The 26,433-nt window shown below is 73.8% G+C and carries 26 protein-coding genes; 8 read left to right on the plus strand and 18 right to left on the minus strand.

From position 1 onward, the window contains the following. Positions 1-61: 61 nt before the first annotated feature. The 6 genes from ACFC0G_RS25065 to ACFC0G_RS25090 form a co-directional block, all read right to left on the minus strand. The gene (locus tag ACFC0G_RS25065; RefSeq protein ID WP_376406880.1) at positions 62-826 is read right to left on the minus strand and encodes an ABC transporter permease; all 765 of its coding nucleotides are present in this window, start codon (positions 824-826) and stop codon (positions 62-64) included. After that, entirely contained in the window at positions 823-1,785 is a 963-nt protein-coding gene (locus ACFC0G_RS25070; RefSeq protein WP_376406882.1) for an ATP-binding cassette domain-containing protein, read from the minus strand. The genes ACFC0G_RS25065 and ACFC0G_RS25070 overlap by 4 nt, the downstream gene beginning before the upstream one ends. 115 nt (positions 1,786-1,900) lie before the next feature. Next, a complete protein-coding gene (locus ACFC0G_RS25075) occupies positions 1,901-2,551 on the minus strand; it encodes a PadR family transcriptional regulator (RefSeq protein WP_376406884.1) in 651 nt (216 codons plus the stop codon). Positions 2,552-2,635: 84 nt separating this feature from the next. Further along, positions 2,636-3,178 carry a DinB family protein gene (locus tag ACFC0G_RS25080; protein ID WP_376406886.1) on the minus strand — a complete coding sequence of 181 codons (543 nt, stop codon included), beginning with the start codon at positions 3,176-3,178 and terminating at the stop codon, positions 2,636-2,638. 100 nt (positions 3,179-3,278) lie between these two features. Next, a complete protein-coding gene (locus ACFC0G_RS25085) occupies positions 3,279-4,736 on the minus strand; it encodes an aldehyde dehydrogenase family protein (RefSeq protein WP_376406888.1) in 1,458 nt (485 codons plus the stop codon). 62 nt (positions 4,737-4,798) lie between these two features. Further along, entirely contained in the window at positions 4,799-5,689 is an 891-nt protein-coding gene (locus ACFC0G_RS25090; RefSeq protein ID WP_376406890.1) for a helix-turn-helix domain-containing protein, read from the minus strand. 323 nt (positions 5,690-6,012) lie between these two features. On the opposite strand from ACFC0G_RS25090, the gene ACFC0G_RS25095 reads away from it, so the two are divergent. Then, positions 6,013-6,513 (plus strand): ATP-binding protein, encoded by a 501-nt coding sequence (locus ACFC0G_RS25095; RefSeq protein ID WP_376406892.1) that lies wholly within the window; start codon positions 6,013-6,015, stop codon positions 6,511-6,513. A gap of 97 nt (positions 6,514-6,610) precedes the next feature. Here ACFC0G_RS25095 and ACFC0G_RS25100 read toward each other — a convergent pair whose 3' ends face one another. The 7 genes from ACFC0G_RS25100 to ACFC0G_RS25130 form a co-directional block, all read right to left on the minus strand. Further along, a complete protein-coding gene (locus ACFC0G_RS25100) occupies positions 6,611-6,823 on the minus strand; it encodes a DUF397 domain-containing protein (RefSeq protein WP_030219358.1) in 213 nt (70 codons plus the stop codon). Between the two features lie 386 nt (positions 6,824-7,209). Next, entirely contained in the window at positions 7,210-8,013 is an 804-nt protein-coding gene (locus ACFC0G_RS25105) for a hypothetical protein (RefSeq protein ID WP_376406894.1), read from the minus strand. Further along, the gene (locus tag ACFC0G_RS25110) at positions 8,010-8,582 is read right to left on the minus strand and encodes a SigE family RNA polymerase sigma factor (RefSeq protein WP_376406896.1); all 573 of its coding nucleotides are present in this window, start codon (positions 8,580-8,582) and stop codon (positions 8,010-8,012) included. Before ACFC0G_RS25110 ends, ACFC0G_RS25105 begins: the two co-directional genes overlap by 4 nt. Positions 8,583-8,688: 106 nt before the next feature. Next, positions 8,689-9,279, minus strand: a complete 591-nt coding sequence (locus ACFC0G_RS25115; RefSeq protein ID WP_376406898.1) for a hypothetical protein — start codon at positions 9,277-9,279, stop codon at positions 8,689-8,691. Between the two features lie 133 nt (positions 9,280-9,412). Then, positions 9,413-11,479: an FUSC family protein gene (locus tag ACFC0G_RS25120; RefSeq protein WP_376406900.1), complete on the minus strand. Its 2,067-nt coding sequence runs from the start codon at positions 11,477-11,479 to the stop codon at positions 9,413-9,415. A 177-nt stretch (positions 11,480-11,656) separates the two neighbouring features. Next, positions 11,657-12,811, minus strand: coding sequence for a DUF2786 domain-containing protein (locus ACFC0G_RS25125; RefSeq protein ID WP_376406902.1), 1,155 nt, complete (start codon positions 12,809-12,811; stop codon positions 11,657-11,659). Beyond that, the gene (locus ACFC0G_RS25130; protein ID WP_376406904.1) at positions 12,790-13,227 is read right to left on the minus strand and encodes a winged helix-turn-helix transcriptional regulator; all 438 of its coding nucleotides are present in this window, start codon (positions 13,225-13,227) and stop codon (positions 12,790-12,792) included. Before ACFC0G_RS25130 ends, ACFC0G_RS25125 begins: the two co-directional genes overlap by 22 nt. An 82-nt stretch (positions 13,228-13,309) precedes the next feature. Between ACFC0G_RS25130 and ACFC0G_RS25135 the strand changes: the two genes are divergently transcribed. The 3 genes from ACFC0G_RS25135 to ACFC0G_RS25145 all read left to right on the plus strand — a co-directional run bounded on the left by ACFC0G_RS25135 (position 13,310) and on the right by ACFC0G_RS25145 (position 17,167). Then, positions 13,310-14,188: an NAD(P)H-binding protein gene (locus ACFC0G_RS25135; RefSeq protein WP_376406906.1), complete on the plus strand. Its 879-nt coding sequence runs from the start codon at positions 13,310-13,312 to the stop codon at positions 14,186-14,188. Between the two features lie 70 nt (positions 14,189-14,258). After that, positions 14,259-15,056 (plus strand): ABC transporter ATP-binding protein, encoded by a 798-nt coding sequence (locus ACFC0G_RS25140; protein ID WP_376406908.1) that lies wholly within the window; start codon positions 14,259-14,261, stop codon positions 15,054-15,056. Then, a complete protein-coding gene (locus ACFC0G_RS25145; RefSeq protein ID WP_376406910.1) occupies positions 15,050-17,167 on the plus strand; it encodes an ABC transporter permease in 2,118 nt (705 codons plus the stop codon). The genes ACFC0G_RS25140 and ACFC0G_RS25145 overlap by 7 nt, the downstream gene beginning before the upstream one ends. A gap of 76 nt (positions 17,168-17,243) precedes the next feature. Here the strand turns inward: ACFC0G_RS25145 and ACFC0G_RS25150 are convergent, their stop codons facing one another. After that, positions 17,244-17,816, minus strand: coding sequence for a GNAT family N-acetyltransferase (locus tag ACFC0G_RS25150; RefSeq protein WP_376407214.1), 573 nt, complete (start codon positions 17,814-17,816; stop codon positions 17,244-17,246). Between the two features lie 92 nt (positions 17,817-17,908). After that, positions 17,909-18,838: an NADP-dependent oxidoreductase gene (locus tag ACFC0G_RS25155; RefSeq protein ID WP_376407216.1), complete on the minus strand. Its 930-nt coding sequence runs from the start codon at positions 18,836-18,838 to the stop codon at positions 17,909-17,911. A gap of 164 nt (positions 18,839-19,002) precedes the next feature. On the opposite strand from ACFC0G_RS25155, the gene ACFC0G_RS25160 reads away from it, so the two are divergent. Together ACFC0G_RS25160 and ACFC0G_RS25165 are read left to right on the plus strand one after the other, a co-directional pair. Continuing rightward, positions 19,003-20,247 carry a LuxR C-terminal-related transcriptional regulator gene (locus ACFC0G_RS25160; RefSeq protein WP_376406912.1) on the plus strand — a complete coding sequence of 415 codons (1,245 nt, stop codon included), beginning with the start codon at positions 19,003-19,005 and terminating at the stop codon, positions 20,245-20,247. A 160-nt stretch (positions 20,248-20,407) separates the two neighbouring features. Next, entirely contained in the window at positions 20,408-22,099 is a 1,692-nt protein-coding gene (locus ACFC0G_RS25165) for a bifunctional 3'-5' exonuclease/DNA polymerase (protein ID WP_376406914.1), read from the plus strand. 71 nt (positions 22,100-22,170) lie between these two features. Here the strand turns inward: ACFC0G_RS25165 and ACFC0G_RS25170 are convergent, their stop codons facing one another. Together ACFC0G_RS25170 and ACFC0G_RS25175 are read right to left on the minus strand one after the other, a co-directional pair. Continuing rightward, positions 22,171-23,457, minus strand: coding sequence for a hypothetical protein (locus ACFC0G_RS25170; protein ID WP_376406916.1), 1,287 nt, complete (start codon positions 23,455-23,457; stop codon positions 22,171-22,173). 78 nt (positions 23,458-23,535) lie between these two features. Further along, positions 23,536-24,045 (minus strand): SigE family RNA polymerase sigma factor, encoded by a 510-nt coding sequence (locus ACFC0G_RS25175; protein ID WP_376406918.1) that lies wholly within the window; start codon positions 24,043-24,045, stop codon positions 23,536-23,538. Positions 24,046-24,211: 166 nt separating this feature from the next. On the opposite strand from ACFC0G_RS25175, the gene ACFC0G_RS25180 reads away from it, so the two are divergent. Next, a complete protein-coding gene (locus tag ACFC0G_RS25180; RefSeq protein WP_376406920.1) occupies positions 24,212-24,604 on the plus strand; it encodes a DUF6479 family protein in 393 nt (130 codons plus the stop codon). 101 nt (positions 24,605-24,705) lie between these two features. Beyond that, positions 24,706-25,683 (plus strand): sigma factor-like helix-turn-helix DNA-binding protein, encoded by a 978-nt coding sequence (locus ACFC0G_RS25185; protein ID WP_376406922.1) that lies wholly within the window; start codon positions 24,706-24,708, stop codon positions 25,681-25,683. A 30-nt stretch (positions 25,684-25,713) separates the two neighbouring features. Here ACFC0G_RS25185 and ACFC0G_RS25190 read toward each other — a convergent pair whose 3' ends face one another. Then, positions 25,714-26,349, minus strand: coding sequence for a pyridoxamine 5'-phosphate oxidase family protein (locus ACFC0G_RS25190; RefSeq protein ID WP_376407218.1), 636 nt, complete (start codon positions 26,347-26,349; stop codon positions 25,714-25,716). Between the last annotated feature and the right edge of the window lie 84 nt (positions 26,350-26,433).

The raw sequence follows: 26,433 nt of genomic DNA on the forward strand, positions 1-26,433 counted from the left end.
CAGGAGCCCCCAGGGCCCCTCAGGGGCCGCTCGCCGCCTTCGGGTTCCCGCCTCCGCGCCGCTACTTTCCGAGCCGCCCGAACCTCCGTACGGCCAGCGGGAAGAAGACCGCGAGCAGCACCAGCGGCCACACCACCGCCGCCGCGACGTGCCCCGGTTCGCCGCCCGGATTGCCGAAGAGTTCACGGACCGCCGTCGCGGTCGCCGACATCGGGTTCCACTCCACGACCGTGCCGAGCCAGCCCGGCATCGAGTCCGGGGAGGCGAACGCGTTGGAGAGGAAGCCGACCGGCCAGACCAGGATCTGCACCGCCTGCACCAGCTCCGCCCGCCCCGCGACCAGGGCGAGGAAGATCCCGATCCACAGCATCGCGAACCGCAGGAGGAGCAGCAGTCCCCACGCCCCCAGAGTGCTGCCGAGTCCGCCGTGCGCCCGCCAGCCGATCGCGTACCCCACGCCGACCATCACGAGCAGCCCGGCCGCCGACTGGAGCATGTCGGCGGCCGCCCGCCCCACCAGCACCGCCCCGTCGGTCATCGGCATCGACCGGAACCGGTCGATCACGCCCTTGTTCAGGTCCTGCGTCACCGCCGTCATGGTGCCTTCGAGGCCGAAGACCATGGTCAGCGTGAGCATCCCGGGCACCAGGTAGTCGACGTAGTCGCCGTCGACGGTCCGCCCGCCGCCGACGAGGTACCCGAACATCAGCAGCATCATCACCGGGAACACGAGCCCGACCAGGACCTGGACGGGCTGCCGCGCCCAGTGGGCCAGTTCGCGGCGGGTCATCGTCCAGCAGTCGCTCACCACGTACGCGGCGCTCATACCGCCACCTCCTTCCGGGGGGACGATTCCCCGCCCGTCAGTCGCAGGAAGGCCTCGTCCAGCGTCGGCCGTCGCAGCGCGATGTCCTCCGCCTCGATCCCCGCCTCCCCGAGGGCCCGGACGGTCTCGGCGAGCGAGGCCATCCGGTCCGTCACCGGCACGCTGAGGAGCCGCCGGTCGGCGTCCACGCTCACCTCGGCCCGGGACGCCGGCAGCAGCCCGGCCGCCTCGTCGAGCCGCGCCGCGTCCCGTACGACGACGTCGATGCGGTCGGCGCCGACCCGCGCCTTGAGCTCGTCGGCCGTGCCGTCGGCGACGACCCGCCCCCGGTCCACGACCGAGATCCGGTCGGCGAGCCGGTCGGCCTCCTCCAGGTACTGCGTCGTCAGCAGGACCGTCGTGCCCCCGCCGACCAGGGAGCGCACCGACTCCCACACCTCGCCGCGGCCGCGCGGGTCGAGCCCGGTCGTCGGCTCGTCGAGGAACAGCACCTCGGGTTCGGTGATCAGCGAGGCGGCCAGGTCGAGCCGGCGCCGCATGCCGCCGCTGTACTGCTTGACGGGCTTGCGGCCGGTGTCCGTGAGGCCGAAGCGCTCCAGGAGCTCGTCGGCCCGCGCCCCGGCGCCGCGCGCGCCCAGGTGGTGGAGCCTGCCGAACATCTCCAGGTTCTGCCGGCCGCCCAGCTCCTCGTCGAGCGCGGCGTGCTGCCCGAGCAGCCCGATCCGCCGGCGCACCTCCCGCGCCTCGGTCCGTACGTCGTGGCCCGCGACGCGCACGAGGCCCTCGTCGTGGCGCAGCAGGGTGGCCAGGATCCGTACGGTCGTGGTCTTTCCCGCGCCGTTGGGGCCCAGCAGGCCGTGGACGGTGCCGCGGGCGACGGTCAGGCCGAGCCCGGCCAGGGCGTCCTTCTCCCCGTACCGCTTCCGTGCGTCCTCTACGAGGATCGCTTCCGTGTGCATTCCGATTCCTCCCGAAAACACCTTAGTCAAATTTGACCACTTGCCACCGACGAAGGAAGGTATGCCCTCGCGAGCCACTAGTCAACCTTGATTAGTCGGGAGATCGACCGGCGGATCAGTCGGCGGATCGGTCGGCGGATCGGTCGCTGGACCCCGTCGCGTACGGGTTCTCCTGACCCTCGGCGAGCACGCCCACGAAGGGATCGCCCTCACCCGCGAACACGTACGCCCCGCCCTCGATCCGCTCGATCAGGCCGAGCGTCCACTCCTTGCCGGCGTCCGCCGAGTGGACCCAGAGGTGCATGATCTCGCCGATGTGCCCGAGCTGCCCCGGGCCGCCCTCCGGCGTGTAGTACTCCGTGACCGCGTCCCGCCACTCGTCGAGCGCCCGCACCCGCCGGCGCAGCAGCTCCGCCGCCTCCGCCCTGGGGAGGTCCACGATGAAGCCGATGCCCGCCGACAGGACGTCCATCTTCTGGTCGTACGTGGTCAGGGCCTCGCGGAGCAGTGTGAAGTACTCCTCCGTGCCCTGCTCCGTCAGCTCGTACTCGACGCGCGGCGGCCCGCCGACCGCGCTCGGCGCGATCTCGTGGGCGCGCAGCAGTCCCTGCTTCGCCATCTGCTTGAGCGCGTGATAGATCGAGCCGGGCTTGGCGTTGGACCATTCGTGCGCGCCCCAGAACTCCAGGTCGTTGCGCACTTGGTAGCCGTGGGCGCGGCCGTGCTGCTTCACCGCACCCAGGACGAGCAGTCGGATCGCCGACATCCCACCCACCTCCCTAGTCAATCTTGACCAGGGTACGCAGGGCACACAGGGGGCGCGGACCGCAAGGTGGGTCCGCGCGGCGGGTCACCCCCAGCCCTGCTCCTGCTTGATCAGGTCGAAGGAGCCCTTGCCGTCCAGGGACTCGCGGACGATGTCCGCGTGCCCGGCGTGCCGCCCCGCCTCCTGGACGAGGTGCAGCAGCATCCAGCGCATCGACACCCGGCCGTCCTTCGGGAACCAGGGCGCCTCCGGCAGCGGGAAGGTGTCGTCCAGGCTCGGCACCGAGCGGACGAACTCCTCGGTCTCCTTCGCCACGCCCGCCCAGAAGTCGATGATCTGCGGGATCGTCTCGTCCCCGACGAGCCGGAAGCCCTCGCCCCAGGTCTCCTCGGTGCGCTGCTTCTCGTTCGGCCGCTGCTGCGCGAGGCGGAGCCAGTTCAGCTCCACCTCGGCGACGTGCTTGAGCAGCCCGGAGAGGGTCAGCTCGCTGGCGCTGGGGCGGCTCGCCGCCTGCTCCTCGGTGAGGCCGAGGAGCGAGCGGCGGATCGCGGCGCGCTGGGTCTCGATGAAGTTGAGGAGCGCGCCGCGCTCGTCGCCGTGGGCCTCGGTGGGAACGAGAGCAACCATAGTGTCCGCCTTCCGTACGTTCTACGCCGATGGGTGCCGGGGAGGCCTTGGCCCTTCCCGACACCCATCAAGTTACGGCCCCTTGCGGACAGCTTCTGTCCTAGAAGGGGAAACGGCTCCGGCCGTGCTGGATCGAGATCCACTTCTGCGTGGTGAACGCGTCCACCATCGCGTCGCCGTTGAGCCGCCCGATGCCCGAGTGCTTCTCGCCGCCGAAGGGCACGATCGGCTCGTCGTGCACGGTGCCGTCGTTGATGTGGATCATGCCGGTGTGGATGCGCTGGGCGATCCGCACGCCCCGCTCGACGTCCCCGGTGTGGACGGCGCCGCTCAGCCCGTACGGGCTGTCGTTGGCGATCCGTACGGCCTCCTCCTCGCCGTCGAAGGGCACGATGAGCGCGACCGGGCCGAAGATCTCCTGGCTCAGCACGGGCGAGTCGGCCGGGATGCCGGTGAGGACGGACGGGGAGACGACGTTCCCGTCGACCGCGCCGTGGAGCAGCGCCGTCGCGCCGGCCGCGACCGTCTGGTCGACGAGCGCGGAGACGGCCTCCGCCTGCTGGGAGTTGATCAGCGGGCCGATGTGCGTGGCGGGGTCGGCCGGGTCGCCGACGCGCAGGGTCTTCACCTTCGCCACGAACTTCTCGGTGAACTCCTCCTCCAGCGTGCGGTCGACCAGGATGCGGTTGGCCGCCATGCAGACCTGGCCCTGGTGCACGAAGCGGCTGAAGACGGCCGCGTCCACCGCGTAGTCGACGTCGGCGTCGTCGAGGACGATCAGCGCGCTGTTGCCGCCGAGTTCGAGGACGGCGTGCTTGAAGTTCTGCGCGCAGACCGTGGCGACGTGCCGGCCGACCCTGTCGGAGCCGGTGAAGGAGATGACCTTCGGGACGGGGTGGGTGAGGAGCGCGTCACCGATCTCGGCGATGTCGGTGACGACGACGTTCAGCAGGCCGGCCGGGAGTCCGGCCTCCTCCAGGACCTTGGCGACGAGGGTGCCGCCGCAGATCGGGGTGTTCTGGTGGGGCTTGAGGACGACCGCGTTGCCGAGGGCGAGCGCGGGCGCCACCGACTTGATCGAGAGGAGGAACGGGAAGTTGAACGGGGAGATGACACCGACGACACCGACCGGGAGGCGGTAGACGCGGTTCTCCTTGCCGTCGACCGGGGAGGGCAGGATCCGGCCCTCGGGGCGCAGCGCCAGCTGGACCGCCTCGCGCAGGAACTCCTTGGCGAGGTGCAGCTCGAAGGCGGCCTTGAGGCGGGTGCCGCCGAGCTCGGCGACGATCGTCTCCGCGATCTCCGCCTCGCGGTCCTCGACGATCCGCAGCGCGCGCTCGAAGACGAGCCGGCGCGTGTACGGGTTGGTCGCGGCCCACTCGGCCTGCGCGCGCTCGGCGGCCCGGTAGGCGCGGTCGACCTCACCCGCGGTGGCGACGGTGATCGACGCGAGCTTCTCCCCGGTGTACGGATTGAAGTCGATGATGTCCCACGAGCCGCTGCCCGGCTTCCACTCGCCGTCGATGTACTGGTGGGCCAGGTCGGTGAAGTGCGACATGGTGGAGACCCCTCTACCCGCTACCCGCGATCAGACTGATGTGGCGTCATCGTACTGATGTGTCAGGAGAGTTGAAGGAGTCCCCGAAGAAGGTCCCGGCTTTCGGCCGGATCCGGACTGTCCTTCTGGAGGCGCTCCATCACGCGCTGGTACTGGGCGACCTCCTCGCGCTTGTCGACGTAGAGGGCGCTGGTGAGCTGCTCCAGGTAGACGATGTCGGAGAGGTCCGACTCGGGGAAGCTCAGCATCGTGAAGGCGCCGCTCTCGCCGGCGTGACCGCCGAAGCTGAAGGGCATGACCTGGAGGGTGACCCCGGGGTGCTCGGAGATCTCGATCAGATGCTTCAACTGGCCCCGCATGACGGAGCGGTCGCCGTAGGGGCGGCGCAGCGCGGCCTCGTCGAGGACGGCGTGGAACTGCGGGGCCCGCTCGGAGACGAGGACCTTCTGCCGCTCCAGGCGGAGGGCGACGCGGCGGTCGATCTCGGCGCGCGGGGCCTCGGGCATGCCCCGGGTGACGACGGCCTGGGCGTACGCCTCGGTCTGCAACAGGCCGTGGATGAACTGGACTTCGTAGACGCGGATGAGGGAGGCGGCGCCTTCGAGGCCGATGTACGTGGGGAACCAGCCGGGCAGGACGTCGCCGAAGCTGTGCCACCAGCCGGTGACGTTGGCCTCGCGGGCGAGGCCCAGGAGCGCGCCGCGCTCGGTCTCGTCGCCGACGCCGTAGAGGGTGAGCAGATCCTCGATGTCCCTGGCCTTGAAGCTCACCCGTCCCAACTCCATGCGGCTGATCTTGGATTCGGACGCGCGGATCGAGTACCCGGCCGCCTCGCGGGTGATCCCGCGCGACTCGCGCAACCTCCTCAGCTGGGAGCCCAGCAGGATGCGTCGCACCACACTCCCGCTCGCTCCACCGGATTCGCCTGCGGTCACGGCTCTCAGCCTCCCCATTACGGTGTCGAGCCCCCGTCGAGCCCCGGATTCTGCCACCAAACGCTTCAGCGCGTACACATTCGATTACGGAAAGGGGGCGACTTCCGGGCATGTGCTCGACTGATCGGGGGCGGATCGGGGTCCGGGACGCGCCGAACCGTGCATCAACCCGCAGAAGATATGCACAGATTCACCACAGGGAAGGACAGGTCCGGCGCGTGCACGTGCATCTGCCCTTGCATCCAGTGGTCTCATTCGGAACCATGGACCCCGCGCAGCCGCGTACTCGTTCGTGTTGTCGTGTTGTCGCACCACAGTCGCGATTCCCGGGAGTGCCTCGCATGGGGACGAATGGATCGACCGTGCTCGAGCCGTTACGGCAGGGCCTTCCGCCGATCGATCCCGGCGCCGTCTCCACCTCCGCCTCCTGTGCCCTGCCCGCCCGGTTCGAAGCCGTGCGCGGGGCCAGGAAGTTCACCAGCGCGACGCTCGACCGGTGGGAACTGACCGAGCGCTTCGACGACGTCGCCCTGGTCGTCTCCGAGCTCGTCACCAACGCGCTGCGGCACGCGGTGCCCACCGACGCGCCCCAGGAAGACGGCCAGAACCCGCCCGTGCGACTGCATCTCATGCGCTGGGCTTCGCGCCTCGTGTGCGCCGTGCGCGACCCGAGCAGGGTGAGCCCGGAGGCGCGCTGCGGCGAGGAGGACTTCGCCGCGGAGTCGGGCCGCGGGCTCTTCCTGGTGGAGGCGTTCGCCGACAGCTGGGGATGGCACCCGCTCGCGGGGACGCTCCAGGGCAAGGTCGTGTGGGCGCTGTTCCGGGTCGGCCCGGAGCAGTAGGCGACAGATACAGGCGTAGAGGTGTACGCGTGAAGGGCCCCGGCGGAGACCGCCGGGGCCCTTCACGCGTTCATGTCTCCGGTGACACCGGGTTCGCTCACACCAGGTGGTCGAACTCCCCGTCCTTGACGCCGAGCAGGAGCGCCTCTATCTCCGCCGGCGTGTAGACGAGTGCGGGCCCGTCGGGGTGGCGCGAATTGCGTACGGCAACGTTTCCCCCCGGAAGCTTCGCGAACTCCACGCAGGAACCCTGGGAGTTGCTGTGACGGCTCTTCTGCCAGACGACGCCTCGCAGCTCCGTGGCCGCCATGCCGTTGTACGCGCGATGCGCATGATGCACTGGTAGCTCCCGAGTTGCTTGGTGCAGGTGTCAACTTCCTCGGATCATAGCTGTGTTCATATGCCAATGCATGAGCAGATGCACGTGCACGGGGGGTGGCGTAGCGGCTACGCGACGCAGCGTGCTACCAGGGAGTACGGCGGAAGCACCCTGGTCACCCTACGACTCCTGACCTTGTGACCTTTCGGTCGCCATGGAGGACGCCGTTACGGCCCCGGGGGTTGGGTCGCGGAGGACGACGGGCTCGACGGAGAGCTCCCCGGAGGGCTCTCCGGGGAGCTCAGGTCACCCGGCGCAGGCGCACGCGGGCTTCCTGCCGGGGGTGCGGAAGGCGTCGTGGTGACGGCTCCCGGCGGTCACGCCCGGCCCGGGAGCTTCGCGAGGAGCTTGCCCGCGCGGTCGTACATCGCCACGGCGGCCTCCGCGCCCTCCGGCCCGGTGTGGGCGTACCAGACGCCCCAGCCGGGCCGGCCCGGCAGTTCGAGCAGGACGGCGGCGGTCCTGGTGCCCCCGGAGTCCGTGAGCTCGACCCGGCCGACCGTGCGGGTCCCGAACCCGTAGTACAGGCCCGAGTGGAAGGCGCCCGCCGGGGACGACGACGCCTGGTCGGTCACGCCCGGCGTGGCCGTGTCGACGTTGCCGTCGGTGACGCTCCGGAAGTTCTCGATCCCGTCCGGGTCCGTCCAGTGCTTGCCCTCCGCCGTCAGCCAGAGCTTCCAGCCCTTGCCCGCGTCGACGCGGGCGCCGGACGCGACGACCCGGACCGGGGTCGGGGTGGGCTCCGCCGAGGTGGGCGTGGCCGTGGGCGTGGGGATCCGGGGGGCGACGGCGGACGGCGAGGCGGCGAGCGGGACGGGGTCCGGCAGGGACGGCCGCGCGGACATCACGCCGACGACCGCCGCCGCGGCCGTCGCCGCGCCGAGGACCGTCAGCGCCGAGAAGGTCGCCGTGCGGCGGCGCCGACGGGCCTTCCGCCCCACACGCCGGAGCGCCGCCAGCGGCACCGGGCTCGGAGTGACGTCGTAGGCCTCGCTCGCGAACACCTCGCGGATCCAGTCGGCCTCGGCCTCGGCCGCGGCCGCGGGGTCCGTGTGAGGACCGGGACCGTGACCGGGATCGTGACCGTGACCGGGGTCGGGTGCGGCTTCGGACGTGGTCATCGGCGGGCTCCGGACGGGGCGGCGGGGGCGTACGGGACGGGGGCGGCGGCGAGCCGGGGGTGGGTGCGCAGCGCCGCCAGGCCGCGGCGGGCGTGCGTCTTGACCGTGCCGATCGAGCAGTTGAGGACGCTCGCGATCTCCAGCTCGGTCAGGTCCTCCCAGTAGCGGAGCACCATCACGGCGCGCTGGCGGGCGGTCAGATCCGCTAACGCCTCCTGGAGCGCGGTGCGTTGCTCGACGGCCTCGGCATGTCCCGCGTACGTGTGCCGGAGCGATTCGGGGAGCACGGGCGTGAGGAGCAGGGCGACCCGTTTGCGGCGGATGCGGCTGAGGTTGTTGTTGACGAGGGCCCGGCGCACATAGAGGTCGATCTCGTTCCGGGGCACCCGCCGCCACCGCCCGTACACCTTGGCCAGCGTCGTCTGCACGAGGTCCTCGGCCTCGTGGAAGTCGCCGGTCAGCAGTTGGGCCGTGCGCACCAGTCGGGGCCAGGCGGCGACGGCGAACTCGGCGAAGCCGTCGTCCTCGGCGGCGCCGTTGCCCTCGGCGGCGGACTCGGGGTGCGGCACGGTGTCGGACCTCGCGATCGTCGGGTGGGGAAGGGGGAGGAAGGAGTGAAGTGGGGCGGGGCCAGCCCCGTGCCGGGCCCCGCCCCCGCTCAGGGGGGACAGCCGGTCAGAAGTCCCAGGCCGGCAGGTCGGCGAGAAGCTTGCCGGAGCGGTCGTACAGCGCGACGGCCGGGCCGCTCTTCGACGGTCCGGTGTGGACGTACCAGACGCCCCAGTCGGAGCGGCCGGGCAGCGCGACGAGGGTCGCGACGGTCTTGCGGCCGTCCGCGTCGGTCAGTTCGACGCGGCCCGCGGCACGGGTCCCGTAGTAGAGGCCGGAGTGGAAGACGCCGTCCGGGCCGCCCTCGCTCTGGTGGCTCACGCCCGGCTGCGTCCGGTCGATGTTGCCGTCGACGACGCTGCGGAAGTTCTCGAAGCCGTCCGGGCCCGACCAGTACTTGCCCTGCCGCGTCAGCCACACGGTCCAGCCCTGTCCGGCGTCGACGCGCTCACCGGGGCGGACGGTACGGACGGGGCTGGGGGCGGGGGTCGCCCTGACCGGGGTGGTCCTCGCCTCCGGGGCCACGGCGGTGACGGTGGTGGCGACGGTCGAACGGGTGGCGGCGGCGGTGGTCTCGGCGGTCGCCGTCGCCGTCGCCGGTGCGGCGATGGTCGCCGCGGCCGCCACCGCGACGACGGCCGACAGGTACTTCTTCATCCGGTTGCTCCTGGGATCATCGTGTCCGGTCGCCTGCGACCGTCTGGCTCTCCACTCCTTTCAACTCCGCCCGGCCCCCTGCCGGATGACACGATCCCGGAATTGGTGTCCCGCCCTGATCGACAGGACACCTTTAGCGCGCCGGAGTGGCATCCGGCAGCGCCGCCGTGAGCTCGTCCAGGGCGTCGAGGAGCAGCCGTGCGCTCTTGTCGAGGAGGAAGTGGTCGAGCGGGTCCGCCGACCAGGCGGCGATGGTCTCGCGCAGGTCGTCCCAGCGCGGCTGCCTGCGTTCCCGCAGGTCCTTCGCGCCCCGCTCCGTCGACCGGCGCAGGGCCTCCGCGAGGGCCGCGGCGGCGGGCAGCGGGTCGGCGCCGCGGTCCGGCAGGTGCGCCTCCAGGAGCATCGCCGCCCGGCCGAACTCCGCCAGGGCGTGCCCGGCCTCCTCCGCCGTCGCGTGCGAGAGCCCCCGGTGGCGTACCGGCTCGTGGGTCGCGCGGTCCACCGCCTCCTGCCAGGCCACCCGGGCGGCGCGGGTGGCGAGGAGCGCTTCGCGGACGTCGGGGCAGGACCGGCCGGCGGGTTCGGCGTACCGGGCGGCGACGGCGGCGGCGTACCGGCCGTCCGCCACCAGCCAGTCCGCGAGCCGGCCGCGCAGGCGGGGTGTCTCCCAGGCCGGGTAGACGGCGTACGAGAGCATCGCGAGCAGCCCGCCGAGGAGGGTCAGGAGCACGCGCTCCCGGACCGTCTGGGTGAGTCCGGCGCCGTCCATGCCGAGCAGGAAGACGACGTACCCGGCGACGCAGACCTGGCTGACGGCGTACCCCGTGCGCATCAGCAGGTACATGCCGAAGGCGCAGAGGACGGCGAGCGCGGCGGACAGGTACATGTCCGGGTGGGCCGTCTGGACGACCGCCGTCGCGAGCGCCACGCCGACGAGGGTGCCGCCGAAGCGGGCCACCGAGCGGGCGTACGTCTGCGTGAAGTCCGGCCGCATCACCATGACGGAGGCCATCGGCGCCCAGTAGCCGTGGCCGAAGGGGAGGGCGGTGCCGAGGAGGTAGCCGGCGGCCGTGACCACCGAGACGCGGACGGCGTGGCGCAGGATCGGGGAGTCGGGGCGCAGCTCGGCGCGCATCTTCGCGAGGACGATCGGTGCGAGCCGGACCATCGTGGGGCGGGTGCGGGCCTCGTCCGCGGTCGTCGTCTCCGTACGGGGCTCCGCCGTCTCGACGACGTCGCCGAGCAGGGCGGCGAGCCGGTGGGCGGCGCGGCGGGGCGGGCCGGAGAGGATCGCGCCCGTGTCGGGGGTGCGGAGGGCGGCGAGCGCCGCCGGGGGGAGGGTGACCGGCTCGCCGTGCCGGATCGCGTGCGCGGCGGCGTCGAGGACGGCGCCCGCGGCGGCGAGCAGCTCGCGCACGCGGTCCCGCTGCGGCCCCTCCTCGGGCACGCCGACGGCCGGGTCGGCGAGCGAGGCGAGGACCGGGCGGATCCGCTCGGCGAGGCCCCGCGCGCCGTGCAGCTCCGCCGGGCGGCTGCGGGCCTGGCGGGGGGTCACGGCGGCGGCGTTGCGGGCCGTCATGAGCGGTACGGGGTCGAAGGGGGCGACCGGGTCGTGGCGGAGGCGGCGGGCGTAGTCCGCCTCGGCGGCGAGGGCGTCGGCGAGGGCGTCGCGCTGGGCGCCCCAGCGGCGGACGGGGAGGAGGACGACGAGGGCGGCCTGGACGACACCGCCGGCGAAGATCATGGCGGCGTGGCCGGCGGCGGTGGCGACGGAGGTGGGGAGGGTGACCGTCACGAGCATCATCGCCACGTTGGAGGAGGCGATGATGCCGGCGGTGGGGCCGGCGGCCCAGGCGAGCCCCGAGAGGAACGTCCAGAGCAGGAGCAGGCCGAGGAAGAGGACCGGATGGTCGCCGGCGCCGGTCACGTAGCCGAGGAACGTCGACAGGGCGAGGCTGGCGCCGGAGGCGAGGGCGAGGGTGGGGCGGGGGCGCCAGGAGCGCTGGAAGGTGGCGATGGCGGCCTGGAAGGCGCCGAAGGCGGAGGAGGCGGCGACGGACGGGCCGAAGAGGGCGAGGGAGAAGCCGATGACGAGGGCGAGTCCGAGGGCGCCGCGGGCGGCGATGACGGGTTCGAGCCGCCGCCGCTCGACGGTGAGCCCCGAGCGGGCGGTCTCCTTCAGGGCCCGGAGCCAACTCATGGCCCTGAGCGTATCCGCGAACCGCCATCAAACGGGCATTTCCCGCACCCCGCCCTGGGGACGGGGTGCGGGTCCTCGGGCAGGGTGCGCGGGCCCTGGGGGCGGGGTGCGCGCCCTTGAGCGGGGTGCGGGCCCTTGAGCGAGGTGCGGGCCCTTGAGCGAGGTGCGGGCCCGGTCCTACGGCAAGGGGCGGCGGTTCGGGTGGAGGCCCGCCCTGTCCGCCGCCGTGGCGCCGTGGTTCCAGCCCTCCTCGTCCCAGGCCGCGCGGACCCTCGTCGACCGGGTCTCCGGGAAGAGCTCGTCCGTGCGGTTCGTGACCGCGAGGTCGCGGGACGCGAGGGCCGGGAGGAGTGTCGGGGCCTCGGCGGCGACCCGGCGGGACGTCGTCGCGAGGCGGGCGCCGAGGCGGTTGGCGTAGGCGAGGAGGAAGGACTGGCGGAACGACTTCGTACGTTTGCGGCCGCCCGCCCGCTGCTCCGCCTCCGCCCGCGTCATCGCCGCCGTCCCCTGCACGAGCAGCGACGTGTACAGCAGCTCCACCGGATCGAGGTCCGCCTCGAAGCCGACCACCGTCGAGAAGCCGTACGCCTCGTTCCACACCGCCCGGCAGTGGTTCGCCGTCGCCACCGCGTCCAGCAGGATCGCCTTCGCCTGTTCGTACGGCGGCTCCACCCCGATCCGGATCGCGCCCGGCGTCTCCGGCGACGGCGCGCCCGCCGCGAGCGTCGCCTCGTCCAGGCTGTGCCGCGCCATCAGCTCCTGGGCCTTCGCGGTGAGCGCCTCCGCCTCCTCCGGGTATCCGGTCGCCTCCGCCTTCGCGAGCAGCGCGCGGATCCGGGTGAGCATGCGGGGCTCCCCCGCGGCAGCCGGCGGCAGCGTCTCGCCCGGGACCGGGCCGACCGCGTCGAGCCTCGGCAGCCGGACCAGGATCCGGTACAGCTCCAGGACGGTCGTCGCGTACGAGAAGCGGTCCGGGCGGCCCGTCGGCCGGAGGGGCCCGGAGTCCGGTGCGTCGAGTTCGTCGAGCTGCGCCTGCCAGCGGTGGGGCAGGCGCTCGTAGCCCGCCGTCTCCGTCCTGATCAGGGCGGCGAGGACGCGGACGTGTTCGTCCGCGAGGTCGCGGCGGGCCGTGCGGAGCAGGTCCGCCGGCTGCCAGCCCCTCCCCCACAGCGTCCGTACGAACTCCTCGCCGCGCCGCGCCAGTTCCGCGTCCGCGCCCCGGTCGGCGGCGAGCAGCGACGCCGCCGTGTCGAGCGAGGCGTCGTCGCTCGCGTACAGCGCCTCGAAGGCCTTGTCGATGGTGGTGGTACTCACGCCGTCCTCGTGTCCCATTCCTCGCGCGACCGGGCGATCACCGCACGGTGGTCGAGCGACCAGTCGACCAGCTGTTTGATCAGGTGGGTCATGCTGTGGCCGGTCTCGGTCAGCGCGTACTCCACCTGCGGCGGGGTCGTCGGGTAGACCGTCCGCGAGACGAGTCCGTCCCGTTCGAGGCGGCGCAGCGTCAGGGTCAGCATCCGCTGCGAGATGCCCGCGACCAGCCGCTGGAGATCCCGGAAGCGCTGTGGGCCCGGGGCGAGTTCGACGACCACGTGCACGGTCCACTTGTCGCCGAGCCGGTCCTGGACGTCCCGTACCCCGCACTCGTCGGCGCAGGTCACCACCGGTCCGGCAACCGGCTCGGCGGTTACCTCCACGGCCGCCTCCGCGGTCGCCCCCGTGGTTACCTCCGTGTGCCCTTCGGACATCAAAGTGCCTCCTTCCGCGATCTCCGCCGTCCCCCCACGATGGTCTCAGCGGTCTCAGCCGTCACCACCCCAGGGGGAACACATGCTGCTCGTCACCGGCGTCTCCGGCGCCCTCGGCTCTCTCGTCGCCGCCCGTCTCGCCGGCCGCGACGACGTCGTCCTCGGCACGCGCACGGCCGACGCCGCCCGCGCCGGAGTGCCCGGCACCCGTGCCGGACTGCCCTCCGGCCCCACCGGCCTGCCCTCCACCCGCCGCGTCGACTTCGACGCGCCCGAGACCCTGCCGGAGGCCTTCGCCGGGGTCGACACCCTGCTCCTCGTCTCCGCCGGGTACGGGGAGGACGACACGGTCGCCGCCCGCCACGGCGCCGCGATCTCCGCCGCCGAGCACGCGGGCGTCCGGCACGTCGTCTACACGAGCCTCTCCGGCGACGGCGACCACCTCGCGTACGCCCTCGCCCACCGCTGGACCGAGCGGCGGCTCCAGCGGTCCGCCACCCTCGACTGGACCATCCTCCGCAACGGCCTCTACGCGGAGCTCCTCGCCGGGATCGCCGCCCCCGACGCCGAGAACCGCATCACCGGGCCCCTCGGCGAGGGCCGGCTCGCCGCCGTCGCCCGCGAGGACCTCGCCGATGTCGCGGTCGCCGTCGCCACGGACCCCGCCGCCCACCGCAACCGCGTCTACGAGCTCGTCGGCGAGCGTCCCCTCGGCGGCGCCGAGCTCGCGGAGGCCCTGGGCGCCACGTACGCCCCGGGCACGCTCGCGGACGCCCGCACCGCCGTCGCCGCCTCCGGGGCCGCGCCCTTCCAGGTGCCGATGGTGGCGAGCACGTACTCGGCGATCGCGCACGGCTTCCTGGACGGAACGGGCGTCGAGAGCGACCTGCGCGCGCTGCTCGGCGGGCGCGAACCCCTCGACGCGCTCGACGTGTTCGTGAAGGCCGTACGCGAGGGGTAGGCCTGGCCCTACCCCCGGGACGCCCGGCAGTGGTCGTGATCGGCGGGGGCGGAAACGGTTCGCTTGAGCCATGACCACGACGACGACCACGACGACCACGGCCACGGCCACGACCACCGCCACGGACACCGCCGCCGTACGGCTCCGGGGGCTCGCCCGCCACCACCGTGACGTCCGCGCCCTCGACGGCGTCGACCTCGACTTCGCCTCCGGCACCTTCACCGCCGTCATGGGCCCCTCGGGCTCCGGCAAGTCCACGCTGCTCCAGTGCGCCGCCGGGCTCGACCGGCCCACGTCCGGGAGCGTGGAGGTCGGCGGGACCGCCCTGGAGGGGCTGAGCGAGCGGCGTCTGACCCTGCTGCGGCGGGACCGGATCGGCTTCGTCTTCCAGTCGTTCAACCTGCTGCCCAGCCTGACGGCCGCGCAGAACGTCGCCCTGCCGCTCCGCCTCGCCGGCCGCCGCCCCTCCCGTACGGAGGTGCGGGAGGCCCTCGCGCGCGTCGGGCTCGCCGGCCGGGAGCGGCACCGGCCCGGGGAGCTGTCCGGCGGGCAGCAGCAACGGGTCGCGATCGCCCGGGCGTTGATCACCCGGCCCGCCGTCCTCTTCGGCGACGAGCCGACGGGCGCGCTGGACTCGACGACGAGCCGCGAGGTCCTGGCCATGCTGCGCCGGCTGGTCGACGAGGACGGTCAGACGATCGTCATGGTCACCCACGATCCGGTGGCGGCGGCCCGCGCGGACCGGGTGGTGTTCCTGGTCGACGGCCGTCTGGCGGGCGAACTGGCGGCGCCGACGGTGGAGTCGGTCGCGGCCCGGATGGCGGGTCTCGAAACGTCGGGCGCCCCCGTGGGGAGCCTCGCATGCTGACCGTCGTCCTCTCCGGCCTCCGCACCCGCTGGTCCTCCTTCCTCGGCGGTTTCCTCGCCCTCGCCCTCGGCGTCGGGCTGCTCGTCACCATGGGCCTCGGGCTCTCCGCGACCTTTCACGCGCCCGAGCGTTCTCCCCAGCGGTTCGCCTCGTCGCCCGTCGTCGTCCAGGGCCAGGACCGGCTGACGCTCGACGTGCGGCGCGGGCCCGACACCGTTTCCGTGGCGCAGCGACTCGACCGTCCACAGCCTGTGGACAAAGAACTCGTACGCGAACTCCGCGCCCGCTGGACCGTCAGCACGTCGGGCGGCCCCGACGCCGTCGGCGTCGACGCCCCCGCCGCCGAGGTCCGGGCCCTGGTCGGCGACCGCGCCCAGGTCCTCACCGGCGACGAACGGCGGAACGCCGACCCCGATCCCGAGCGGGACGCCCAGGCCCTCGTCGGCCTCAACGCCCTCCTCGGCACCACCGGCGGCGTCACCGCCTTCGTCTCCGTCTTCGTCGTCGCCTCCACCTTCGCCTTCGCCGTCGCCCTGCGGCGCCGCGAGTTCGGCCTGCTCCGCACCGCCGGAGCCACCCCCGGGCAGGTCCGCCGGATGCTCCTCGCCGAGGCGACGGCGCTCGGCGTGGTCGCCTCCGCCGCAGGCTGCGCGCTCGGCGCCGCCGGTGCGCCGCTGCTGGCCCGGGCGCTGGTCGACGGCGGCCTCGCCCCCGAGTGGTTCGCGGTCGGCGACGCCGTCTGGCCCTTCCACCTCGCCTTCTGGACGGGCCTGACCGTCGCGCTCGCCGGGGCCGTCGCCGCGTCCCGCAGGGCCGGGAAGGTCGGCCCGACGGCCGCGCTGCGCGAGGCGGACGTCGACACCGACGTCCTGCCGCTCGGCCGGGCCCTGCTCGGCACCGGGCTGCTTCTCACGGGGCTCGGGCTGCTCGTCTGGACGTGCGTCACCGAACCGTCGGAGCTGCTGAAGCGGAAGACGTACACGACCCTCCCGATGCTCCTGACCGGCGGCGTCGCCCTGCTGTCCCCGCTCCTGGTCCGGCCCGTGGCACGGCTGCTGCGGCTGCGCGGGGCCGTGGGGACGCTCGTACGGGAGAACAGCGCCGCCTCCGTGCGCCGGACGGCCGCCGTGGCCGCGCCGGTCCTCGTGACCGTGGCGCTCGCCGGGACGCTCTTCGGCTCGGCGGCGAGCGTCACGCGGACGCGGGGCGTCGAGGCGCGGGAGCAGACGGCCGCTCAGTACGTGGTGAGCGGACCGGAGTTGAGGCCGGTGGCGGGTGTCGTGCCGGACGGGGCGGTCGTCTCCTCCACGGCGTCGACCTCGCTCTTCGTACGGGACGGGGCCGAGGCCGTCGTGAAGTACGGGGCGCGGGCGGTCGCCGACCCGGCGGCGTTCGCGGAGCTCGCGCGGCTGCCCGTCGTCGCGGGGGACCTGCGGGACCTCGACGACCGGTCGATCGTCGTCAACGAGGAGTTCGAGCGGCGCCGGATCGGCGAGACCGTCGAGGTCTGGCGCGCGGACGGGAGCGGTCCCGTACGGCTCCGGGTCGTGGCCGTCCTCGCGCTCGGGACCGGCGACAACGGGCCGTACGTCACCCGGGCGAACGCACCCGGCGCCGCCCTCGACCGGATCGAGGCGCGCGGCGGCGGCGCGGCCACGGCGCGGGCCCTGGAGGCGAGCGGCGGGACCGTCAGGACCGCCGACGCGTGGGCCTCGGCCGGCCACCCGGCGAGCAGTCCGCAGACCCGGCTCGGCATGATCCTGGTCCTCGGCATCGCCCTCGTCTACACGGTGATCGGCCTCGCCAACACGCTCCTCATGGCGACCTCCGTACGCGGCGGGGAACTGGCGTCCCTCCGGCTGGCCGGCGCCACCCGGGCCCAGATCCTGCGGGTGGTCACGGGCGAGGCGCTCCTCGCCACCGCGATCGGGACGCTCCTCGGCCTCGCCGTGACGGCGGCCGTCCTCGGCACCCTGGGGGCGGGCCTGGCCTCGCTCTCGGCGCCGGTGGCCCTGGTCCTCCCGTGGGGCACGGCCGGCGCCGCGGCGGCGGTCTGCGCGGCGGTCGCGGTCGCCGCGTCGGCCCTCCCCGCGTGGCGGCTCACGCGCTGAGCGGCGATGGTGGGACACGGGGCGGCGACAAGGGTCGGAGCCGGGTCGCCGCCCCTCCACGCGCGCGCGTGGAGCCCTACGAAGAGGCCTCGGCCTTCTTCGCGGCCCGCCACTCCGGCGCGAGGACCGACCAGACCTCCTCGTCGTGGATCTCGCCCCGGTAGGCGTAGCTCTCGCGCAGGACGCCGTCCCGCTTCATGCCGAGGCGCCGGGCCACCGCGATGCTGGGCTCGTTGCCGGAGGAGACCACCCACTCCACGCGGCGGATCCCCCGCACCTCGATCGCCCAGTCGACGAGCGCCCGGGCGGCCCGGGTCACCAGGCCCTTGCCGACCCCCGCCGGCTCCAGCCAGCAGCCCGCCTCGGCCCGGCCGCTCGCGACGTCGAACGTCCGGAGGATGACGGCGCCGACGAGCGTGCCGTCCGCCGACCAGATGCCGCAGATCCGGCCGGTGTCGGCCGCCACCTTCTCCGCGTACAGGCGGAGGAACGCCCGGCTCGACTCCAGGTCGGTCACGACGTCGGGGAGGCCGTTGCGGGCGCCGATGAACTCCCGCCCCCGGTCCATGTGCGCCAGGAACTCCTCGGCCTGCCACGGTTCGAGCGGCCGCAGCTCCGCGCCGTCGTCCCCCAGGGGTATCGCGTACATCATCGTCGTCGCCTTCCACGGCCGGTCGGTCCGGGCCTCGCAGCGGAGGATCCTCTCACCCTCGGCCGACGACCTCCACCGACTTCCCGGTCCTACGGGACCAGGATCAACTTGCCCCGCACGTGGCCCGATTCGCTCAGCTCCTGGGCGCGGGCCGCCTCCTTCAGGGGGAGCGTGTCGGCGAGCCGGACCGCGAGGGTGCCCTCGACGGCCTGCCGGGCCTGGGCCGTGAGCGCGGCGCGGACGACGTCCGGGGCGGCCGAGACGCCGGAGAAGGTGATCCCGTACTCCGCCGCGTCCGTCGCCGCGATCGTCGCGATCCGCCGCTTGTCGGCCGTCCCCTCCCCGCCCAGGAGCTCGATCGCGACCGGCAGCACGCCGTGCCCCGCCGCGTCGAAGACCGCGTCGACGCCGCCCGGCGCGGCCGCCCGCACCCGCTCGGCCAGGCCTTCCCCGTACGCCACCGGAACCGCGCCGAGCTCCCGCAGGTACGCGTGGTTGGACTCCGAGGCGCTGCCGACGACCGTGATCCCGGCCGCGACGGCCAGCTGGACGGCCACCGAGCCGACGACGCCCGCCGCCCCGTGCAGGAAGAGCGTCTCGCCCGCCCGCACCCCGATCAGGTCCAGGACCCGCTGGGCCGTCTCCCCGGCCACCGGCAGGCTCGCGGCGGCCTCCCAGGAGAGCCCGACGGGCTTGGGCGCGACGGTGCCGGCGATGGCGTACTCGGCGTACGCGCCGGTCTTCGTCCAGCCGAGGACCTGATCGCCGACGGCCAGGTCGGTGACGCCCTCGCCGAGCGCGTCGACGGTACCGGCGAACTCCAGGCCCGGGACGGCGGGGAAGGTCGTCGGGTAGAACTCCTCGACCCAGCCGTAACGGCGCTTCCAGTCCACCGGGTTGACGCCCACCGCCGCCACCTTGACCCGGACCTCGCCGGGGCCGGGCTCCGGCAGGGCGACACCCGTCGCGTGGCGCAGCACCTCGGGGCCGCCGAACTCCTCGTACACGATCGCTTCCATCTGCGCCGCCATCTCAGCCTCCACCGCTGCCCGTTCGGGTCTCTCGCTCTTCGTCGTGCTCCAGCCTGCGCCCCGCCCCCTCCCGGCCCCGCCCTCCCAACGGCCAGTCCCACCTGTCCGAAAGACCGGCCGGACCCCGCCCCTCCGCGATTACGCTGCACCGCATGGACGCGCTCACCCTGACCTCCGCGTACGAGATCCTCCGGCAGCCGCTCGGCGAGATCCTCCCCAAGGTCTCGGCCGCCCTCGCCCCGCTGATCCCGCACGTGGACGCCGCCGAACTCTCCACCCACTGCGCCCACTCCCCCTTCAAGGCCCTCGGCGGTACGGAGCTGCTGACCGCCGCCGAACTGACGCCGCTGCTCCTGGCGGGCGTCCCCGGCAACCCCTGGCAGGGCGTCGCGACGATCGGCGGCCGGGCGCGCGAGGTCGTCGCCGTGAAGAGCGACGCGACCCGGCGCGGGGCGGTCCTCGTGCTCGTACGGGAGGACGGCGCCGACCCGGCCGGTGCGGCCGAGCTGACCGTGGCGCAGGCCCTGTGGAACCTGGTGACCAGCCACTTCGACCGGTTCGCCACGGAGGCGATGCCGGGCGCCCTGGCCCGGTCGCGCGCGGCGGCCGACACCCGGGCCCGGGTCATCGCCGAGCTGTCGACCGCGCACGCGGCGGCGCTCTCCGGCGTCCTCGGGGTGCTGCGCAGCCGGGCCCTCGACGACACGACGGCCCGGGCGACCGCGACCGACCTGGCCGCCACGGCGCTCATCGACATGCGGGCCGAGCAGCGGCGGGACCGGGAGCTCGCGGAGGAGCCCGCGCGGGACGCCTTCGAGCGGCTCGCCGGGGAGCTGCGGCCGATGCTGCGGCACAGCGCGGTCCGGCTCGACCTGGGCGCGCCCGACACGGACCGCTCCCTCGCGGCGGACGTGGCGCACAGTGCGCGGGCGATCGTCCGGGCCCTGCTCCTGATCGTCCTGGAGCAGGACTCGGTGCGCCGCGTCCACGTCGGCTGGCAGCTGACCGAGCACGAGCTGAGGGCCTCGGTGCGGGACGACGGGGCGGGCGCCCTGGCCCCGTGCGACCTGGGGGCGGGCAGCATCCGGGACCGCCTCGACGTGCTCGGCGGGCGGCTCGACATGGACGCGGTGCCGGGCTGGGGCACGACGATCACGGCGGCGCTCCCGCTGGCGACCCCGGAGGCGCCGGTCGAGGCGGCGCACCCGCTGACCGGGCTCGGCGAGCGGGAGGTGGAGGTGCTGCGGCACCTGGCGCTCGGGCACCGGAACCGGCGGATCGCGGAGGAGCTGCACATCAGCGAGTCGACGGTGAAGTTCCACGTGGCGAACATCCTGAACAAGCTGGGCGTCGACTCGCGCGGCGAGGCCGCCGCGCTCTTCCACGCGGCGGCGTAGGCGTGTCCGTGGGCCTGTCCGCAGGCCTGTCCATAGGCCCGTCCGCAGGCCCGTCCGGCGGTCTCTCCGGCGGGCCTCCGCAGGCCGTCCGCAGACCCGTCCGGCGGTCGGGTGATGTCGCGACCCGGCACTGTCAGTGGCGGGTGCCAGACTCGCATCCATGAGCGAGAGGTGGGCGCTGGCCGCCGAGGCGGAGGGGGACGGAGCGCTGCTCGTGCCCCTCGGCCAGGACGGGCTGCCCGCCGGGGACGTGCGGCGTGAGCCGGACCTGGCGGCGGCCGTGCGCGCCCGCCCCGACGTGGCCCGCTGGGTGTGGCGGTCGACGGCCGAGGTGTATCCGCGGCTGCTCGCCGCCGGGGTCCGGGTCGAGCGGTGCTACGACGTGGAGGACGCCGAGCAGCTCCTCCTCGGGCACGAGGGTCGGCTCGGGGAGCCCCGTTCGGCGGCGGCGGCCTGGGCGCGCCTGCGGGACGCTCCCGTACCGCCCGATCCGCCGCAGCGCAGCGCCGAGCCCGGTTCACAGGACTCGCTCTTCGAGCCCCGGCCCGTCGTCTCCGTGCCCTTCGACGGGCTCCTCGCGGTCTACGCGGAGCAGCTCCGCCGCCACGACCGGGCCGAGCACCCGGGCAGGATGCGGCTGCTCACCGCCGCCGAGTCGGCGGGAATGCTGGTCGCCGCCGAGATGCACCGGGCCGGGCTGCCGTGGCGGGCGGACGTGCACCGGGACCTGCTGCACGAGCTGCTCGGCGAGCGGTACGCGGGCGGGGGCGAGCCGCGCCGGCTCGCCGAGCTCGCGGACGAGGTGTCGGCGGCCTTCGGGCGCCGGGTCCGGCCGGATCTCCCCGCCGACGTCGTGAAGGCCTTCCAGCAGGCCGGGATCAGGCTGAAGTCCACGCGCCGCTGGGAGCTGGAGGAGGTCGACCACCCGGCGGTGGAGCCGCTCATCGCGTACAAGAAGCTGTACCGGATCTGGACGGCGCACGGCTGGTCGTGGCTGGCCGACTGGGTGCGCGACGGCCGCTTCCGCCCCGAGTACCTGCCGGGCGGCACGGTCAGCGGACGCTGGACGACCAACGGCGGCGGGGCGCTCCAGATCCCGAAGGTGATCCGGCGGGCGGTGGTCGCCGACGAGGGCTGGCGGCTCGTCGTCGCCGACGCCGACCAGATGGAGCCGCGCGTCCTCGCCGCGATCTCCCGGGACCCGGGCCTGATGGAGGTCGCGGGGCACCCCGACGACCTGTACACCCGCCTCTCCGACCGGGCCTTCTCCGGCGACCGCGACCACGCCAAGATCGCGCTCCTGGGCGCGATCTACGGGCAGACCAGCGGCGACGGCCTGAAGAACCTGGCGGCGCTGCGGCGCCGCTTCCCGCACGCGGTGGCCTACGTCGACGACGCGGCGAAGGCGGGCGAGGAGGGTCGGCTCGTCCGGACCTGGCTCGGCAGGACCAGCCCGAAGGCGGTCGGCGCGGGCGACGACGACGAGGCCGGGCTGCCCCAGGAGGGCGGCGAACCGGCGGCGGACGAGGGCGAGTTCGTTCCCGGGTACGCCTCGGGGAACGCCCGGGCGCGCGGCCGGTTCACCCGGAACTTCGTCGTGCAGGGAAGCGCCGCCGACTGGGCGCTCCTGATGCTGGCGGCGCTGCGGCGCTCCCTCGCGGGGATGCGGGCGGAGCTGGTCTTCTTCCAGCACGACGAGGTGATCGTGCACTGCCCGGCGGAGGAGGCGGAGGCGGTCACGGCCGCGATCAGCGCGGCCGGGGACGAGGCGGGGCGGATCGCGTTCGGGGAGACGCCGGTGCGGTTCCCGTTCACGACGGCGACGGTCGAGCGGTACGCGGACGCCAAGTAGGCGTACGGGGAGACGGACGAGGGGTGGCGGGCCGATGCCCACCGCCCCTCGCTCCCCCGTTCGTTCAGGTCCTACTTCGTGGGCAGCTTCTGCCACTTGGGGCTCAGCGCGATCGCCTTCAGCTGCGCCACGGTCAGCGCGGGCTCGGCGCGCGTGGCGTCCTGGTGGTACCCACCGGTGTTCAGGGCGGAGACGACGACCCGGAAGCCCTCGGGCGTCATGGTGTCGACGCTCCACGAGACGGCACCGGAGCCGCCCTTCTCCGCGGGCTGCTGGGTGACCTTGACCCGGCGACCGTCGGGCAGGACGGTGATGTCGCCGCCGCGGAAGATGTCGCCGGCCGCGTCCGCCATGTCGGGCTGGACGTTGATCTCGACGAAGCTCTTGCCCTCGCCGTCGTCGACGACCAGGAAGCCGTAGCCGTAGTCCCCGCCCTTGTCCTTCACCTGGAGGCCCTTGGGCAGGAGCGAACGCAGGGTGGACCGGATGGCCGGGCCGCTCGCCTCACCGGGCGCCTGGTGCGCCCCCGGGGAGACCTCCGTCTTCGGGTTCGCGGGCAGCTTCTTCAGCAGCGCGCGCCAGTCGCCGGACGTGACGAGGGCCTTCAGCTGGGTGGCGGTGAAGGGCGGGGTGTCGCGGGTGATCGCGGCGCCCTTCTCCCCGGCGGCGTTGTACTCGCTCGCGTCGACGAGGAAGCCGTCCTTGGTGAGCAGGACCGCCCGCCAGTTCTTGGTCTCCTCGCGCTTGTCGGGGTACACGTACCCCTGGATGACCATCAGCCGGTCACCGCCCGGCAGCCGCTCGCTGGCGCACCTGTCGAAGGGGACGTGGGCCCTGCTCGGGCACTCGACCTGCCCCGAGCCCGCCTCGCCGGCGCCCGCGCGGTAGAGGCCGACCGAGACGGCCGCCTCGCCGTCGCCGTCGTCGTAGACGCCGAGGGCCGACTGGCCCTTGCCGTCCAGGTTCTCGAACCGCCACTGCCCGGCAGGGGTGTTGGCCTGGATGACGGCCGCGATGTCCTTGACCGGGATCTGCGCCTGACCCGGCAGCCCGGGCGCGGCCTTGCCGGACTCGTTCTTCGGCTGGGGCTTGGGGGCCGCCACGCCGGCGTTCGTCGCCTTGCCGGTGGGGCTGAGCACCGACCCGCCGTACACGCCGCCGATGCCGACGGCGGCGAGCGCGAGGGCGCCGCCGGTCACCGCGAGGCGGCGGCGCACGAGGCGGCGCCGGCCGCGGGTGAGTCCGCCCTCGACCAGCTCGCGCCGGCCGTCCACGGAGAAGCCTTCGCCCGTGCTGCGCAGGACCGCGCCGAGCTCTTCCTCGAAGCCCTCGTGCGGGGATCCTTCGTTCTGGGACATGCCGAAACCACCGTTTCCGGTTCGTGGGTGAGAAGTCTGTGGGGTGTGAGTGGGTCGGTTCGTGAGCGGGTCAGCGGGTCAGCGGGTGGCGAACTCGGCGATGTTGCCGCCGAGCCGTTCCCGCAGCTTGGCGAGCGCCCGTACGGAGCGGGTGCGGACGGCCGCGGAGCTGACGTGCAGGGAGTCGGCGGTCTCCTCGATGCTGCGGTCCTCCCAGTACCGCAGCACGACGACCGCCCGGTCCTTGGGCGCCAGTCCGGCCAGTGCGTCGAGCAACGCGATCCGGAGTGCCGGGTCCTCGCCGTTCTCGGGTGCGCGGTCGGGCAGCTCGCCGAGGGGGCGCTCGGTCGCGGAGCGGCGCCGCTGGTGGCTGAGGAACGTACGGACGAGGACGGTCTGGGCGTACGCGGCGGGGTTGCCGATCCGTGCCATGCGGCCCCACTGGGCGTACATCCGGCCGAGCGTCTCCTGCGTGAGGTCCTCGGCGAGATGGGTGTCGCCGCTGGTCAGCAGGCATGCGGAACGGAACAGGTGCCCCGTGCGTGCGGAGGCGAACTCCAGGAACTCGTCCGCGCGGGACTTTCTCATGCCCCTCCTTTCCCTCGCGGTCACGTGGTGTGGTCGCCGTACACCTCATTGACGCGACGGGGGTGGGGAAATGTTTCAGGGAAAGTTCGACGACATCGTCGAGGAAATCTTCGACGTGGGCCTCGCCCGACGGGTCCAAAGAAGCGGAATCGGGTAATCCTGAAGTATGAACACTCTCAGCGCAGCAGAGAGCCTGGCCGCTGGGGTCTGGCAGTCAGGCCTGGGACAGGTTCTCGGCGGGCTCGTCATCGTCGCCGTCCTCGTCGCGGCCGTCTGGCTCGGCTTCCGGGTCCGCGACCGCGAGTCCGCGACACCCAAACCGGAGGATCAGCCGCACCGGCCGGAGACCGACCAGCTGCCGGGCGAGGTCTCCGAGTACCGGAGGCCTGCGGAGATGCCGCAGAACGACGGCGAGCACCGCCTCATGCCGTACGAGCTCAAGGGCCCCGGCACGTCGGGCACCGAGACCTCTCCGGATCCGCCGAGCGAGGAGAAGCGCAAGTGGGGCGGAATCTCCAGCGGCGGCTTCGGCAGCGGAGGCACCGGCCACGGCGACTGACGCCGGGCGAACCCCCGGTCGCGCCGGGGCGTCCCGGAGGACGCCCCGACGACGGCCGTTCCCTGCCTCGCCACAGCCTCGCCACACGGAGGTCACGACCTGTGGATGACGACGACGTCCCCGCCGCCCACGACGGCCACGAGCACGTGCACGAGCCGCGCCTGAAGGCCATGGCGTACCGGCTGCTCGGCTCGTTCGACGAGGCCGAGGAGGCGGTGGAACAGGCGATGGAGCAGGCCGGAGAGCAGCCGCGAGAGCAGCCGGCGGATCAGCCCGCGGATCAGTCGGTGGATCAGTCGGTGGATCAGCCGGCGGAGCAGTCGGTGGCGGAGGAGGCCCGGGAGACGGCCGCGACGGCCGAGACGGCCGAGACGGCCACCCGCGACACCGCCGACGAACGGCCGCTCGACGCCCTGGCCCGGAACTGCCTGGACCGGCTCCGCTCGCGCGAGACCCACCGGACCGCCCCCTGGGACCCGTGGGACCCCTGGGACACCGACCGGAGCGGACCGGCGGGCCGCGCCCTCCTGACGACCCTGGACGCCCTCACCCCGCCCGAGCGGCTCGCCTTCGTCCTCCACGACCTGTTCGACGTCCCGTACGAGGAGATCGCCCCCGTTCTGGAACGCAGCACCGCCGCCGCCCGCCACCTGGCCGGCCGGGCCCGGCACCGGATGGAGGGCACCGAGGAGATGCCGGAACCCGACCCGGCACGCCAGCGGAAGGTCGTCGCCGCCTTCCTGGCGGCCTCGCGGACCGGGGACTCCCAGGCGCTGCTCGCGCTCCTCGACCCGGACGTGGCGCTGCGGGCCGACCCCACCGCCGTACGGACCGGGGTGCGGCCCGCGCACGGGGCGGTGGCCGTGGCCCTGGCCCTCGCCGGGCGGACCCGGGAGGCCCGCCAGGCCCTGGTGGACGGGTCGGCGGGCCTGCTCCTGTCACGCGACGGGCGGCCCCGCACGGTCTTCGCCTTCACCGTGCTCGACGGCAGGATCACCTCGGTCGACGTCCTGGCGGACGAGGGCCACCTCGACCGCCTGACCGTGCGGCTCCTCGCGGAGAACTCGACCCGGTCCTGAGCCCGGCCACTTCTCCGAGTACTCCCCCGGTCACTCCCCGGGGATCTCCCCCAGCACGCGTCCCGCGCACGAGGCGACGTGCGCGGGCGGAGCGAGGTCCTCGGGCAGGACGGGGTCGGTGACCGGCTCGCCGAAGGTGGTCACGACGGGCAGGACACCCGCCCACAGCCCGAGCGCCGCGTCCTCGGAGTCGCCGTCGTCCGGCGGGCCGCTGCGGGTCTTCACCGAGGCCTCGGTGAGGTCGAGCGCGAGGACGGCGGTCGCGGCGAGCTCCTTGCGGCTGGGCTGCCGCACGTACTCCCACTGCCCCGGCGAGCTCTGCTCGGTGAGGGCCCGCAGCCCGCGCAGCTTCTCCTCCGGGTCGGTCACGATCCGCGGTACGCCGTAGACCATCGCGCAGCGGTAGTTGACGCCGTGCTCGAAGACGGAACGGGCGAGGACGAGACCGTCGACATGGGTGACCGTGACGCAGACGGTGGTGTCGGGGGCCTGGACCAGGCTCCGGCTGGCGACCGAGCCGTGGAGGTACAGCCGATCGCCGTCCACGCCGTACACGGTGGGGACGACCATCGTCGTCCCGTCGACGGGCACCCCGAGGTGGCAGAGGAAGCCCGCCGCGAGGACCGCGTCCAGGTCGGCCCGCCGGTGGCTGCCCTTCTCCCGCATGCGCCGCAGCCGGGTCCGATCGGTGAAGGGCAGGTCCCCGCCGTCCGTCGGCTCCCCGCCACCCGTCGGTTCGCCGCTGGCTTC

This window comes from Streptomyces sp. NPDC056169, from assembly GCF_042268445.1.
Classification (GTDB): Bacteria; Actinomycetota; Actinomycetes; order Streptomycetales; family Streptomycetaceae; genus Streptomyces.